General features: G+C 62.1%; 14 protein-coding genes. 7 read left to right on the top strand and 7 right to left on the bottom strand.

What is annotated here, in order from left to right; translation table 11 throughout:
• Window positions 1–12: 12 nt before the first annotated feature.
• The 3 genes from fabF to aspS form a co-directional block, all read right to left on the bottom strand.
• Window positions 13–1,275 (bottom strand): beta-ketoacyl-ACP synthase II, encoded by a 1,263-nt coding sequence (fabF, locus tag LK12_RS09275; protein ID WP_039282545.1) that lies wholly within the window; start codon window positions 1,273–1,275, stop codon window positions 13–15.
• Between the two features lie 128 nt (window positions 1,276–1,403).
• Complete coding sequence (locus LK12_RS09270) at window positions 1,404–1,640, bottom strand: acyl carrier protein (RefSeq protein WP_039282540.1); 237 nt, start codon at window positions 1,638–1,640, stop codon at window positions 1,404–1,406.
• A gap of 136 nt (window positions 1,641–1,776) precedes the next feature.
• Window positions 1,777–3,603, bottom strand: a complete 1,827-nt coding sequence (aspS, locus tag LK12_RS09265; protein WP_039285047.1) for an aspartate--tRNA ligase — start codon at window positions 3,601–3,603, stop codon at window positions 1,777–1,779.
• Window positions 3,604–3,784: 181 nt separating this feature from the next.
• Here aspS and LK12_RS09260 point away from each other — a divergent pair, with 181 nt between their 5' ends.
• The 4 genes from LK12_RS09260 (at window position 3,785) to LK12_RS09245 (ending at window position 6,707) form a co-directional block, all read left to right on the top strand.
• Window positions 3,785–4,012 carry a hypothetical protein gene (locus tag LK12_RS09260; RefSeq protein WP_039282537.1) on the top strand — a complete coding sequence of 76 codons (228 nt, stop codon included), beginning with the start codon at window positions 3,785–3,787 and terminating at the stop codon, window positions 4,010–4,012.
• A 72-nt stretch (window positions 4,013–4,084) separates the two neighbouring features.
• Entirely contained in the window at window positions 4,085–5,308 is a 1,224-nt protein-coding gene (rnd, locus tag LK12_RS09255) for a ribonuclease D (RefSeq protein ID WP_039282534.1), read from the top strand.
• Window positions 5,305–6,201: a hydrogen peroxide-inducible genes activator gene (locus LK12_RS09250; protein WP_039282531.1), complete on the top strand. Its 897-nt coding sequence runs from the start codon at window positions 5,305–5,307 to the stop codon at window positions 6,199–6,201. Before rnd ends, LK12_RS09250 begins: the two co-directional genes overlap by 4 nt.
• Window positions 6,201–6,707 carry a GNAT family N-acetyltransferase gene (locus tag LK12_RS09245; RefSeq protein ID WP_039282527.1) on the top strand — a complete coding sequence of 169 codons (507 nt, stop codon included), beginning with the start codon at window positions 6,201–6,203 and terminating at the stop codon, window positions 6,705–6,707. The genes LK12_RS09250 and LK12_RS09245 overlap by 1 nt, the downstream gene beginning before the upstream one ends.
• Before the next feature lie 19 nt (window positions 6,708–6,726).
• Here LK12_RS09245 and pgsA read toward each other — a convergent pair whose 3' ends face one another.
• On the bottom strand, window positions 6,727–7,320 hold the full coding sequence (pgsA, locus tag LK12_RS09240; RefSeq protein WP_039282524.1) for a CDP-diacylglycerol--glycerol-3-phosphate 3-phosphatidyltransferase: 594 nt from the start codon (window positions 7,318–7,320) through the stop codon (window positions 6,727–6,729).
• 118 nt (window positions 7,321–7,438) lie between these two features.
• On the opposite strand from pgsA, the gene LK12_RS09235 reads away from it, so the two are divergent.
• A complete protein-coding gene (locus LK12_RS09235; RefSeq protein WP_039282521.1) occupies window positions 7,439–8,752 on the top strand; it encodes an MFS transporter in 1,314 nt (437 codons plus the stop codon).
• 6 nt (window positions 8,753–8,758) lie between these two features.
• Here the strand turns inward: LK12_RS09235 and LK12_RS09230 are convergent, their stop codons facing one another.
• The 3 genes from LK12_RS09230 to LK12_RS09220 form a co-directional block, all read right to left on the bottom strand.
• Window positions 8,759–8,977: a hypothetical protein gene (locus LK12_RS09230; RefSeq protein ID WP_231568304.1), complete on the bottom strand. Its 219-nt coding sequence runs from the start codon at window positions 8,975–8,977 to the stop codon at window positions 8,759–8,761.
• Window positions 8,978–9,175: 198 nt separating this feature from the next.
• Window positions 9,176–9,358: a CsbD family protein gene (locus tag LK12_RS09225; RefSeq protein WP_039282516.1), complete on the bottom strand. Its 183-nt coding sequence runs from the start codon at window positions 9,356–9,358 to the stop codon at window positions 9,176–9,178.
• Between the two features lie 127 nt (window positions 9,359–9,485).
• Window positions 9,486–9,899: an EVE domain-containing protein gene (locus LK12_RS09220; RefSeq protein ID WP_039282514.1), complete on the bottom strand. Its 414-nt coding sequence runs from the start codon at window positions 9,897–9,899 to the stop codon at window positions 9,486–9,488.
• An 81-nt stretch (window positions 9,900–9,980) separates the two neighbouring features.
• Between LK12_RS09220 and LK12_RS09215 the strand changes: the two genes are divergently transcribed.
• Both LK12_RS09215 and LK12_RS09210 read left to right on the top strand, forming a co-directional pair.
• Window positions 9,981–10,916 carry an isopenicillin N synthase family dioxygenase gene (locus LK12_RS09215; RefSeq protein ID WP_039282510.1) on the top strand — a complete coding sequence of 312 codons (936 nt, stop codon included), beginning with the start codon at window positions 9,981–9,983 and terminating at the stop codon, window positions 10,914–10,916.
• A gap of 138 nt (window positions 10,917–11,054) precedes the next feature.
• Complete coding sequence (locus tag LK12_RS09210; RefSeq protein ID WP_231568303.1) at window positions 11,055–12,776, top strand: putative bifunctional diguanylate cyclase/phosphodiesterase; 1,722 nt, start codon at window positions 11,055–11,057, stop codon at window positions 12,774–12,776.
• Window positions 12,777–12,788: the final 12 nt, after the last annotated feature.

Raw genomic sequence — 12,788 nt, 5'->3', positions numbered from 1 at the left:
CCTGCCCCGGCCTCAGTCGAGCTTGCGCATCACCAGGCTGGCGTTGGTGCCGCCGAACCCGAAGCTGTTGTTCAGGACGGCGCGCACTTCGCGCTTCTTCGCCTTGTGCGGCACGAGATCGACGCCCTGGCAGCTCTCGCTCGGGTTATCGAGGTTGAGCGTGGGCGGCACGATCTGGTCGCGCAGCGCGAGAATGCAGAAGATCGATTCGACCGCGCCGGCGCCGCCGAGCAGGTGGCCGATGGCCGACTTGGTCGAGCTCATCGAGACGCTGTCGATGGCATCGCCGAACAGGCGACGCACCGCGCCCAGTTCCAGCTCATCGCCGAGCGGCGTCGAAGTGCCGTGGGCGTTGATGTAGTCGATGTCCTTGGGCTCGACGCCGGCCTTGCGCAGGGCCATCGCCATCGAGCGGAAAGCGCCGTCGCCTTCCGGGTGCGGGGCGGTAACGTGATAGGCATCGCCCGAAAGGCCGTAGCCGATCACTTCGCAGTAGATCTTGGCGCCGCGCGCCTTGGCGTGTTCATATTCTTCGAGCACGACAACGCCGGCGCCCTCGCCCATTACGAAGCCGTCACGGGCCTGGTCATAAGGGCGGCTGGCCTTGGTCGGCTCGTCGTTGAAAGCGGTCGAGAGCGCGCGGGCCTGCGCGAAACCGGCAATGCCGATCGGACAGATGGTCGATTCCGCACCGCCCGCGAGCATGACATCGGCATCGCCGTCCTTGATCATGCGCGCAGCGTCGCCGATCGAGTGGGCGCCGGTCGAGCACGCGGTAACGACGGCGTGGTTCGGACCCTTTAGGCCGTACTTGATCGAGACCTGGCCCGAAATGAGGTTGATCAGGCGTCCGTGTACGAAATGCGGGCTCACGCGGCCCGGCCCCTTCCTGTCGAGCACCAGCGATTCGCTCTCGATACCCGGCAGACCGCCGATACCCGACCCGATCGAACAGCCCGCCATGACCTTTTCTTCCTCGCTCATGTCGAGGAGGCCGGCATCTTCGATCGCCTGACCGGCGGCATCTATACCGAAGACAATGAAGGGATCGACCTGCCGCTGGACCTTGTGGTCCACGCGCTTGTTGGCATCGAAGCCATATTCGTGGTCGGCCGGCTTCACTTCGCAGGCGATGCGGCACTTCTGGTCCGAAGCATCGAATTTCGTGATCGGGCCCGCCCCGCTCTTGCCGGCAAGGATATTGGCCCAGGAAGTCTCGACATCACCACCAAGCGGGGTAACGAGACCAAGTCCGGTTACGACAACGCGACGCATTCAAGCTCTCCGAAACGGCGACAGGCCCGCCCCCTTAGAGGTCGAGCCTGTCGAATTCAATTCAAGTCTGCGCACTTTGCCGCGCCCGGTACATGACCGGGCGACGGTTCAGCGGCGCAGGGCCTGGCTCAGCCCTTGTTCTCTTCGATGTACTTGATGGCATCGGAGACGGTGCTGATCTTCTCGGCCGCATCGTCCGGGATCTCGACGCCGAACTCTTCCTCGAAAGCCATGACCAGTTCGACGATGTCGAGCGAGTCGGCGCCCAGATCGTCGATGAAGCTGGCATCCTCGGTAACCTTGTCGGCTTCCACACCCAGGTGTTCGACGACGATCTTCTTAACCCGATCGGCGGTATCGCTCATTCTAATGACCCCTTCACAAACTCGGAGGATAATTCTTCGCCAGCCGCCCTAATGACTGGCGCGCGTGCTGGCAAGTGCCACGCTGCACTTTGGGCGGAGGGGAAATCGGCAGAATTCCCCGGCGCCGCCCGTCCATTCATCCGGCGTCGGGCGCGACGACATGGCCCGGCGTCGCGGAAGCCGCTTTCTGCGGCTCGACGACGCGCAGGTGCAATTCCCGCAGTTGCCGCAATTCGGCCGGCGAAGGCGCCCCCATGAGCAGGTCTTCGGCGCGCTGGTTCATCGGGAACAGCGCCACTTCGCGCAGGTTCACGGCGCCACACAGGAGCATGACGATGCGGTCGACACCCGCGGCCATGCCGCCATGCGGCGGTGCGCCGTACTGGAAGGCGCGGTAGAGCCCGCCAAAGCGCTCCTCGACATCGGCCTTGGACAGGCCGACCTTCTCGAAGGCGGCCACCATCAGTTCGGGCGACTGGTTACGGATCGAGCCCGAGGCGATTTCGAAACCATTGCAGACGAGATCGTACTGATAGGCCTTGAGCGTCAGCGGATCCTGCGAGGTCAGCGCTTCCATCCCGCCCTGCGGCATCGAGAACGGATTGTGGGCGAAATCGACCTTCTTGTTGTCTTCGTCCCACTCATAGAACGGGAAGTCGACGATCCAACACAGGTCGAAACGGTCCTTGTCGATCAGGACGAGCTGTTCGGCCACGCGGGTGCGGGCAAGTCCGGCGAGCTTCGCGGCCTGATCTTCCTTGCCGGCGGCGAAGAAGACGCCGTCGTTGGCTTCCAGTCCGAGTGCCTCGATCAACGCGGCCGTCTTTTCCTCGCCGTGGTTCTTGGCGATCGGGCCGCCCGGGACGCCGTCCTTGATATTGATGTAGCCGAGACCGGAGAAGCCCTCTGCGCGCGCCCAGTTGTTCATCTCGTCGAAGAACTTGCGGCTGCCCGCGCCGGCGCCCGGCGCCGGGATCGCGCGGATCACGCCGCCGTTTTCGACGATGCCAGCGAAGATGCCAAAGCCCGAGCCTTTGAAGTGCTCGGTAACGTCCTTGATCAGGACGGGATTGCGCAGGTCGGGCTTATCCGACCCGTAGTCGAGCATCGCCTGGGCATAGGGGATGCGGCGGAATTCACCGGCTGGCGTCACCGGCTTGCCTGCTGCAAATTCGGCAAAGACGCCCTGGATCACCGGCTCCATGGTGTCCCAGATCTCTTCCTGAGTCACGAAGCTCATTTCGAGGTCGAGCTGATAGAACTCGCCCGGCAGACGGTCGGCACGCGGGTCCTCGTCGCGGAAGCACGGGGCGATCTGGAAATAGCGGTCGAAGCCAGCGACCATCAGCAGCTGCTTGTACTGCTGCGGGGCCTGCGGCAGGGCATAGAACTTGCCGGCATGGATACGGCTGGGAACCAGGAAGTCGCGCGCGCCTTCGGGGCTCGAAGCCGTGAGGATCGGCGTGGCGTATTCGGTGAAGCCGATGTCTTCCATGCGCCGGCGCATGTCCGAAATGATCTTCGTGCGCGTGACGATATTGGCATGCAGCGTTTCGCGGCGCAGGTCGAGGAAACGGTACTTGAGGCGGATATCTTCCGGATATTCCTGCTCTCCCGCCACAGGCATCGGCAGTTCCTCGGCCTTCGAAAGAACTGTGGCGGAACGGGCGTAGACCTCGATCTCACCGGTCGGCAGGTTCGGATTCACCGTTTCCGGTGTCCGCGCCTTCACGCTGCCCTCGATCGTGACGACGCTTTCCAGGCGCAGCGAATCAAGCAGTTCCAGCGCCGGGCTGTCAGCGTCGGTCACCACCTGGGTAATGCCGTAGTGGTCGCGCAGGTCCACGAAGAGAACACCGCCGTGGTCACGCTTGCGGTGCACCCAGCCCGAGAGCCGGACAGTCTGGCCGACGTCCGCCGCCTTGAGGGCGCCGCAGGTGTGGGAGCGATAGGGATGAGTCATGGCGGTTTCGCGCTTCTTCACTGATAACGGATGTGCAAGCCGTGCCCCCTAGTCGAGTGCCGCGAGGATTTCCAGCCGCCGTTTTCCGCTCGCTTTCGCCCGAACCGTGCAGCAGCCACGGTAACTCCAAATAAACCCTTAGCGGTTAGACCTGATTCATTGGGTCTCCTGGAGTTGAAGAATGTCGGCAGAAGCCGAGCTGGACTCACTGGTGGAAGACGAATTCCACCTCGGTCTCGACAGCATAATCGAAGATGGCAATTGCGACGATACAAGCGCACCGGAAACGGCGTGTTCGCACACATCCGGCAGGCAATTGCGCCGCCGCCTCGTCACCGCCGAAAGCATTGCCCAACTGGCCGCCATGGAAAAGCCCAGCCTGCTGCAACGGCTTCTCCGCCGTCACTGACGGCCTACGCTGTAGTCAAACGCCAACGCGGACGTTGATCCCCTGACCGGTTAGGCGTAACGCCCCTGCTCAATGAAAATTCATCCGCTGATAACCTCCTCCGATGACCTCGCAGATCTATGCGCACGTCTCGCCAAGTCGGAATTCGTCGCCGTCGACACCGAGTTCATGCGCGAAAACACCTATTGGCCCGAACTCTGTTTGGTCCAGATCGCCAACACGGAGGAAGCCGCCGCCGTCGACCCGCTGGCCGAAGGCATCGATCTCACGCCCCTGCTCGACCTGCTCACCGACAATGAAGACGTCCTGAAGGTCTTCCACGCCGGCGGTCAGGACGTCGAGATCATCTACAATTTCACCGGCCGCACGCCGCATCCGATTTTCGATACGCAGATCGCGATGATGGCGATCAGCCAGTCCGAACAGATTGGCTACTCCAACCTCGTCGAATCATGGCTGGGCATCACTGTCGACAAGGGCGCACGTTTCACCGACTGGTCGCGCCGGCCGCTGACCGATCGGCAGATCGATTACGCCATCGGCGACGTGACCCACCTCTCGAAGATCTTTCCCAAGATCCTCAAGCGCCTGATGAAAACCGGTCGCGGGGCGTGGCTGAACGAAGAGATGGAGAAGCTCGCCGATCCGGATAACTACCGCAACGACCCCACGCAGGCGTGGAAGCGGATCAAGGCCGCCGGCCGCAATCCGCAGATGCTGGGACGCCTCAAGGCCATCGCGGAATGGCGCGAGCACGAGGCGCAGGGCAAGAATATCCCGCGCGGCCGCATCGCTCGCGACGAAACCCTGGCCGATCTCGCCAGCCACCCTCCCAAGCAGCAGTCCGACCTCGCCAAGGTACGCGGGCTATCGCAGGGCTGGAAGGACAACGAGATCGGCAAGCGCCTGATGGCGACCATCGGCAAGGCCCAGCCGCTGCCCGACGATGAAATGCCGCCACGTGGCGGCCGCGGCGCTCCTCTGGGCAAGGAAGGCGCGCTCGTGGCCGACTTGCTCAAGCTGCTGCTCAAGATCCGCTCGCGCGAGATCGACGTAGCCGCCCGCCTGCTGACCCGCAGTGACGAGATGGAGATGCTTGCCGCCGGTGTGCGCAAGAACCTGCCGATCCTGCAGGGCTGGCGCTACGAGGTCTTCGGCCGTGATGCACTCGAACTCGTCGAAGGCAAGCTTGCCTTCGCGGTGGAAAACGGCAAGCTGAAGATGACCCACGTCGACGATGCCAAGGCAGACGACGCGGAACCAGCAGATCAACCGGACGACCAAAGCGCCCAATGACCGTCTACCAGCCTACGCTCAAGCAACTGCAGTATCTGGTTGCGCTGCACGAGCATGGGCATTTCGGCCGCGCCGCCGAGGGCTGCTTTGTGTCCCAGTCCACGCTTTCCGCGGGTCTGCGTGACCTGGAATCGCTGCTGGGCGTAACACTTGTGGAGCGCACCAAGCGTGCGGTTCGATTCACGCCGCTGGGCAATCAGGTCGTCGCGAAGGCCCACCGTATCCTGCGCGAGACGGAGGAACTGTCAGAACTCGTCCAGTCGAGTGGCAAGCCGCTCTCGGGCGAAGTGCGCATGAGCGTCATCCCGACGATCGCCCCCTTCCTTTTGCCGCGCATGCTGCCTCGGCTGCGCCGCGAGCGCCCCAATCTCAAGCTGTTCCTCCGCGAGGAACCCAGCCAGCAGGCGATCGAGTCGCTGCACCACGGCCGCGCCGACTGCGTACTGCTCGCCCTTCCCTATGCCACCGGCGAAGTTGAACGCGAGACGATCGAGTTGGACGCCTTCTTCGTCGCCTTCCCGCACGACGATCCGCGCAACCCGCCGGAGGAAGTCTCGCCCGAGCTCATCGACGAGAACCGGCTGCTGCTGCTCGAGGACGGACACTGTCTCAAGGATCACGCCCTCGCTGCCTGCAACAGGCCGGAACTGCGTGCGAGCGCGACGATGATAGGGACGAGCCTGCATACCCTGGTGCAGATGGTCGATAACGGACTCGGTCTCACGATGTTGCCGGAAATGGCCCTGGATGCCGGCATCCTCAATGGCACGAATGTCGTGGCACGCCCCCTGCTCTCGCCCAATGCGAACCGCGAGATTGCCCTGGTCTGGCGCAAGAACTCTCCGCGTTCCGAAGAATTCCGGATGCTCGCGGACGAACTACGCGCAGGCTGATGATCCCGACAATCGAGACCGACCGGCTGGTCCTGCGCGGTCCGCAGGCCGAAGACTATCCCGTCTACCGCGACTTCTTTGCCGACGCGCAAGCATCCGGCTTCTATGGCGGCCCATTGCCTGCCGATGCGGCGTGGCGCGTCCTGGCAACCGACATCGGGCATTGGCACTTGCGCGGCTACGGGCGCTGGGCACTGGTGACGAAAGACGGCAACGAGACGATCGGGGGATGCGGTCTATGGTGGCCTAAGGGCTATCCCCGTTCCGAATTGACTTGGTGGGTCGTAACCGCCGCCCGGCGCAGGGGCTTTGCCCTTGAGGCCTCCCGCGCAGCGGTCGCCTTCGGCTATCGTGAACTGGGCTGGCCGCTGGTGGAAACGCACATGAGCGACGCCAACCATGCTGCCCGCGGTCTGGTCGAAAAACTGGGCGGGGAAGTCATCGCGCGCGAGCGGTTCCCCGATGGCCTGTGCCGGAACGTCTATCGCCTGCCTTGCCCCGTCTGACGTGGCGCAGGCCGCACGCTCAATCCATGTGTCTGAGGCCGACCCGCAGGTAGTCCCATCCGGTGATCAGCGTCAGCACAGCGGCCGCCCACAGGGTGGTCAAGCCCACGGCATGGGGGACATTGACCTCCAATCCACCGAGCAGCACGTTCCACCAGGGCATCGCCGCGCCGAGGATCAGGGCGCCCAGCGAAATCATCTGGAACGCCGTCTTCCACTTGGCCAGCTTGCTCACCGGAACGGAGACCTGCAAGGGCCCGAGAAACTCCCGCAACCCCGAGACCGCGATCTCGCGAACGAGGATCACCAGACCGGCGATGACATGCATGTCCCCGACATAGGGACCGCGCAGGATGCCTTGTGCAGTGAGGACGAGAATCACTGCCGCGACCATGATCTTGTCCGCGATCGGGTCGAGAAAAATGCCGAGCTTCGACACGGTCCCGCTGGACCGCGCGAGATAGCCGTCGAAATAGTCGGTAATCCCCATCAGGCAGTAGAGCCCGAAAGCGAGGCCGTATCCGAACTCCCAGTGGGGCCACCACAGCAGGAACGCCAGCAGCGGCACAGCGAAGATTCGGGAAAGGGTCAGGATATTTGGCAGGGTGAGCATGACGCCCTGCCCATAGCCTTGAAGCGAGCATGGAATAAAGTGCCGATCGGGGGTTGTGCCCCCCGCCTACCGCATTAAGTGTCGCCGCAACGAAAGGCAGGCCGGTTACAAACCCGACATGACCACGACGACCCAACTGATCCGGGCCCGACGCTTCCTTCCCCTGTTCGTCACCCAGCTGCTCGGCGCGTTCAACGACAACTTGTTCAAGAACGCGATGATCCTCTACGTCGTGTACGAGGTCTACCACTCCGAGGCGCAGGAAGCCCGCTTCAGTGCCCTCGCCTCAGCCATCTTCATCATCCCGTTCTTCCTGCTCTCGGCGCTTTCGGGGCAACTCGCCGACATGCGCGACAAGGCGAGGCTGATCCGCATCATCAAGGCCTGCGAAATCGGCATTATGCTGGTCGGCGGCGCGGGACTGGTCCTTGCGTGGCAGGGCGTGGCCCTTCACGCGCTGGCCATTCCGCTCATGCTCGCTGCCCTGTTCGCCATGGGCATCCATTCGACGTTCTTCGGACCGATCAAGTACGCAATCCTGCCCCAGCACCTGCAACGGGGGGAAGTGCTAGGAGGTACCGGCCTGGTCGAGGCGGGAACCTATCTGGCCGTGCTGGCCGGGACCATCGTGGCGGGCTGGATCAGCGTGCAGGCTGCCGCCGTCGCGGTGGTCGCGGTGGCGGCTCTGGGATTCCTGGCCGGGAGCAAGGTGCCCCCCGCGCCTCCACTGGGAAAGGTCGAAGCGCTCGATTTCCATGTAATCCGTTCGTCAGTCGTGCTGGTACGCACGACGATGCAGGATCGCCGTGTCTTCCTTGCGATCTGCGCCATAAGCTTTTTCTGGGCCATCGGCACCGTGCTGTTCATCCAGTTCCCGCCGCTCGCCAAGAACATTCTGATGGCCAGCAAGCAGGTTGCGAGCCTGTTTCTCGTGATCTTCTCGGTGGGCGTCGCGATCGGTTCGATGGTGATCAACGCCATGCTGAAGGGTACGGTGTCGGCGCGGTGGTCGCCGATTTCCGTGATCGGCATGGGCGCATGCCTCGTGGCCTTCCAGCAAGTCTGCGCGCTTTGGCCGCCGCACAACGGACCGGAAGACCTGATGGATGTCGCCACCTTCGTGGTCCAACCGCTTGCCATTCCCCTGCTGCTCACGCTTCTGGGAATAGCCATTTGCGGCGGCATGTTCGTGGTGCCGCTCTATGCATTTCTCACGACTTTCGTCGACAAGTCGCAGACCGCCCGCACTGTCGCCGCCAACAACATCGTCAATTCCGGAGCCATGGTCATGGGCGCCGTCGTTACCGAGGCGATGACCATGGCCGGCCTGCCTGTCGTCCGGCAACTGCTGGTGGTCGCGCTGAGCTGCGGTGCGTCAGCCTGGCTCGGCTACCTGCTGTTCAGGGCCGAGCGCGCTGCCCTGACCGCCTGAACGCGGTCACGCAATGAAAACGATGATGGCGACAAAGCTCGCGCAATAGGCCGTCAGAAAACCGCGCCAATCGCCACCGGCCATTCGCCAGCGCTCCGCGGCGCGCGCGTTTTCATCTTCCTCCGCATCAATGCCGAGAGGTTCGGTGAAGACATGGGCCGGCAAGGACCTGCGGAAAGGATGTCCGGCCGATTCCTGCGAAAGCACTAGAGAGCGACGTGTCATCTTTTTCATAAAGCACGTCTTAAGGTTTTGTTTACAATTTCGACAAGCGCCGCGCACGGCTCATCCCAAAACGGGACGCCGGACAGTTGGCAAGCTTCCACGACGCGGCAGCCAAGGTACGGATTTTCTGCAAAAAAAGGCCGCCTTTCGGCGGCCCTTGTCGGTTCGATGCATATGGTGGCATCGATTTTTTTCAGATCAGATCCGATCCCCGGCAGCACCCTTCGCCTTTCCGACGCCCTGCTGGACCTCGCCCTTGGTCTCCTGCGCCTGGCCTTCGGCCTTCTTGTCCGGATCGTTTTTTGCTTCGCCCGCCGCCTGCTTGGCATTGCCGGCAATCTCGTTTCCGAGGCCCTTTGCGGTGTCCTTGAGTTCACCCATGATTTCTCTCCATTTTAAACGGGGCAGAGATTTCTGCCGCCTTCATGGGAGAAACACGCCGCGCCGGGGCTCGGTTCCGGCCGGCCACCCCGTCCAGGGGTCCGCTCGACCCGTTACCCGGGAGCCTTCACCCTTCTGACATGGCGATAATGTGCTTCCACTCGTCCGGCGTAATCACGGCAACCGACAGCCGCGAAAGCTTGATGAGCTCGATTTCGGCAAGATCGGGATCTGCCTTGATCTGCTTGAGCGTGACCGGGTTTGCCAGCTTGCGAACGGGCTTCACCTTGACCGCCGCCCACTTGCCGTCGGGATCGGATGGATCGGCAAGCCCCGCTTCGCTTACCTTCATGATACCGACGATCTCGCGTCCGATGTTCGAATGGTAGAAGAATGCCTCGTCGCCCACCTGCATGGCCCGCAGGTTGTTTGCGGCGCGGTGGTTGCGCACGCCGTCCCAGGTTCCTTCGCCTTCATCCACGAGATCGTCCCAGCTGTACGCGTCCGGTTCAGACTTCATCAGCCAGTAGCGCTCAGACATGCGTTGCCTTTCCATTTCGATTTTGGACCGAATTCCCTAAAGGCGTCGCATAAACGATTCATAACGGATTGCACCACCACCATGGACCTTGCTGAAATTCCCGTCCTGAGCCTCGAAACGGAACGGGACAGGCTGTCTCCCTTGATCGGAGACAGCTTTCGCACCTTCGGGTTTGCCATGATCCGCGATCATGGCATCGATCCGGATCTGATCGAGCGGGCCTGGGACCTGACCAGGCAGTTCTTCGCGCTGCCGGTCGAAACCAAGATGAAGTATTTCAACCCCGGTCAGGGCGGCGCACGCGGCTACACCCCGTTCCGCACCGAAGTCGCGAAAGGCGCCACCGAAAAGGATCTCAAGGAATTCTGGCATATCGGCCGCGACCTGCCGGAGGGCTCGACGCTCGCAGGCACCATGCCGCCCAATGTCTGGCCAGAGGAAATCGACGGTTTCCGCGAAACGTTTACCCGGCTCTACGAGCAGTTCGACAAGACCGGCGCCGAGATTCTCGCCGCCATCGCGGTCGACCTTGGGCTGGACGCCCACTGGTTCGATCCGGCCATCGAGGACGGCAATTCGGTCATGCGGTTGCTGCACTATCCGCCCGTCGCCGAAGGTGCGGGTGGAGCGATACGCGCCGGTGCGCACGAGGACATCAATCTCATCACCCTGCTGCTCGGGGCGCAGGAAGCGGGCCTGGAACTGCTCGGCAAGAACGGCCAGTGGCTTACCGTTGCACCACCCGAGGGCGCAATGGTCATCAATATCGGTGACATGCTGCAGAGGCTGACCAACCACGTCTTGCCATCCACCACGCACCGCGTCCGTAATCCTTCCGGCGACAGGGCCAGGTACAGCCGTTATTCGATGCCGTTCTTTCTTCATCTGCGCAGCGATTTCCGCTTTGAGACGCTTCCCGAATGCATTTCGGCGGACAACCCGGATCGATATCCGGAATCGATCACCGCAGACGACTATTTGCAGGAGCGACTGAAGGAAATCGGCCTCAAGAGCTGAACTGCGCGGCGCCAGCCAATTAAGCCCCGGTGATCGGGCCCGGTTAATTTCGCCCTACGGACTTCCGCTATTTAACGGAAATTTCAGAACAACCGTTCAAAAATGCACCTTGGGTGGACAGGCCAAGGGAGCTTTCGGGTGAAGGCAGCATTATCCGGACACGAAACAACCGGAGAAGAAGCAGGCGACAACCGTCGCCAGATCGATGTTGTCGCGCTTGGCATCGTCACGGCGGCGATACTTCTGTTTGTCGCTACCGGCAGCGAAGTCGCGCCTTCCGTGGTGGACTCGCTGCTGGAACAGGGCCCCGGTCCCGACAATTTCATCCTCAACGCATTCCTGTTGAATATTGCGATCATCATTTTCGGCTGGAGCCGCTATCGCCAGCTCTGTGAAGAAATCCAGCTTCGCAAGGTCGCCGAAAAGCAGGCCCGGCAGTTGGCAGAGACCGATCCGCTGACCGGATTTTTCAATCGTCGCAGCTTCAACGAAGGGGTCGACCGGCTGATCGAAAGCGCGTCGGCAAGCGGCAAGGCCGTGGCCCTGATGATGATCGACCTCGACAATTTCAAGCAGGTGAACGACTTCAACGGCCACAGCACCGGCGACATGCTACTGCGCGAATGTGCGCGCCGGATCAGCATGACCCTGCCGAAGGATGCAATGCTGGGCCGCATCGGCGGCGACGAGTTTGCTGCCGCGTTCGTGTTCGACACGTCCCGCAGCGACGCGCTGAACCAAACGGCTTCCGCGCTGGTCAAGGCCATCGGCGAAAGCACGGAAATCAACGCGATCAGCATAGAAGTGACGGCATCGATCGGCCTTTCCCGGTCCGACGTTCCCGGCATCGACGGCAAGCGTCCCGATGCGCACGCGATGCTGGAGATGGCTGATATCGCCATGTATCACGCCAAGCGTCAGGGCCGGAACGACTTCTTCTGGTTCGAGGGCCTGATGGCTGATGAAATGCGCTTCCGCACCGAGCTCGAGAACGGCATACGCCAGGGCATACCGCGCGGCGAATTCGTGCCGTATTATGAACAGCAGATCGATGTGCAGACGGGTGAACTGACCGGCTTCGAAATGCTCGCGCGCTGGGATTCGCCCCAGTTCGGCATTGTTTCTCCGGAAATCTTCATCCCCGTGGCCGAAGACATAGGTGCGATCGGCGACCTTTCCGAAAGCGTCATCCGCCAGGCACTCGAGGACGCCAAGGCATGGGACTCCCGGCTCACGCTGGCAGTCAACATCTCGCCGATGCAGTTGCGCGATCCGTGGTTCTCCCAAAAACTGCTGCGCCTGCTGGTGGAAGCGAATTTCCCCCCGCACCGCCTGGAAATCGAAATCACCGAAAGCTGTCTTCACCAGAACGTCGCCCAGGCACGTTCGCTGATCACCAGCCTCAAGAACCAGGGCATCAAGATCAGCCTCGACGATTTTGGCACGGGTTACAGCTCTCTCGCGCAACTGCGCAGCCTGCCCTTCGATCGCATCAAGATCGACCGCAGCTTCGTAACCAGCATGATCGAGAACAAGGACAATGCAGCGATCGTTCACGCGATCGCCATGCTGGGTAAAGGACTCGAACTGCCGGTAACTGCCGAAGGCATCGAAACGGGCGAGGTTCTCGAACACCTCATGCAGTACGGTGCAATCAAGGGACAAGGCTACTTCTACGGCCGCCCGCGTCCGGCCAGCGAAGTCACCAAGTGGCTGGCCGAGTTGGGCAGCACTTCCGGGAAGCCTCCGTTCATGGTGCAGGATCCCCTACCAGTACCAGGCAAGCCGGAGACCGTGGATAGCGAAGTAATGAAAGCCGTCGAAACGGTTGAGGCGCCGAAGCGCGCAAGCAATGCGTAGCAACGGCCACGC

This window comes from Novosphingobium malaysiense (genome assembly GCF_000802225.1).
Classification (GTDB): domain Bacteria; phylum Pseudomonadota; class Alphaproteobacteria; order Sphingomonadales; family Sphingomonadaceae; genus Novosphingobium; species Novosphingobium malaysiense.
The sequence above is the reverse complement of the archived record's forward strand: the minus strand, read 5'-3'. Positions and strand labels throughout refer to the sequence as shown.

Excerpts from the sequence above, each read along its gene's own strand:
- LK12_RS09230 (WP_231568304.1), bottom strand. The coding sequence starts at position 8,977 with ATGACACGTCGCTCTCTAGTGCTTTCGCAGGAATCGGCCGGACATCCT.
- fabF (WP_039282545.1), bottom strand. The coding sequence starts at position 1,275 with ATGCGTCGCGTTGTCGTAACCGGACTTGGTCTCGTTACCCCGCTTGGT.
- pgsA (WP_039282524.1), bottom strand. The coding sequence starts at position 7,320 with ATGCTCACCCTGCCAAATATCCTGACCCTTTCCCGAATCTTCGCTGTG.
- LK12_RS09270 (WP_039282540.1), bottom strand. The coding sequence starts at position 1,640 with ATGAGCGATACCGCCGATCGGGTTAAGAAGATCGTCGTCGAACACCTG.
- LK12_RS09220 (WP_039282514.1), bottom strand. The coding sequence starts at position 9,899 with ATGTCTGAGCGCTACTGGCTGATGAAGTCTGAACCGGACGCGTACAGC.
- LK12_RS09225 (WP_039282516.1), bottom strand. The coding sequence starts at position 9,358 with ATGGGTGAACTCAAGGACACCGCAAAGGGCCTCGGAAACGAGATTGCC.
- LK12_RS09245 (WP_039282527.1), top strand. The coding sequence starts at position 6,201 with ATGATCCCGACAATCGAGACCGACCGGCTGGTCCTGCGCGGTCCGCAG.
- LK12_RS09260 (WP_039282537.1), top strand. The coding sequence starts at position 3,785 with ATGTCGGCAGAAGCCGAGCTGGACTCACTGGTGGAAGACGAATTCCAC.
- LK12_RS09250 (WP_039282531.1), top strand. The coding sequence starts at position 5,305 with ATGACCGTCTACCAGCCTACGCTCAAGCAACTGCAGTATCTGGTTGCG.
- LK12_RS09215 (WP_039282510.1), top strand. The coding sequence starts at position 9,981 with ATGGACCTTGCTGAAATTCCCGTCCTGAGCCTCGAAACGGAACGGGAC.
- aspS (WP_039285047.1), bottom strand. The coding sequence starts at position 3,603 with ATGACTCATCCCTATCGCTCCCACACCTGCGGCGCCCTCAAGGCGGCG.
- rnd (WP_039282534.1), top strand. The coding sequence starts at position 4,085 with ATGAAAATTCATCCGCTGATAACCTCCTCCGATGACCTCGCAGATCTA.
- LK12_RS09235 (WP_039282521.1), top strand. The coding sequence starts at position 7,439 with ATGACCACGACGACCCAACTGATCCGGGCCCGACGCTTCCTTCCCCTG.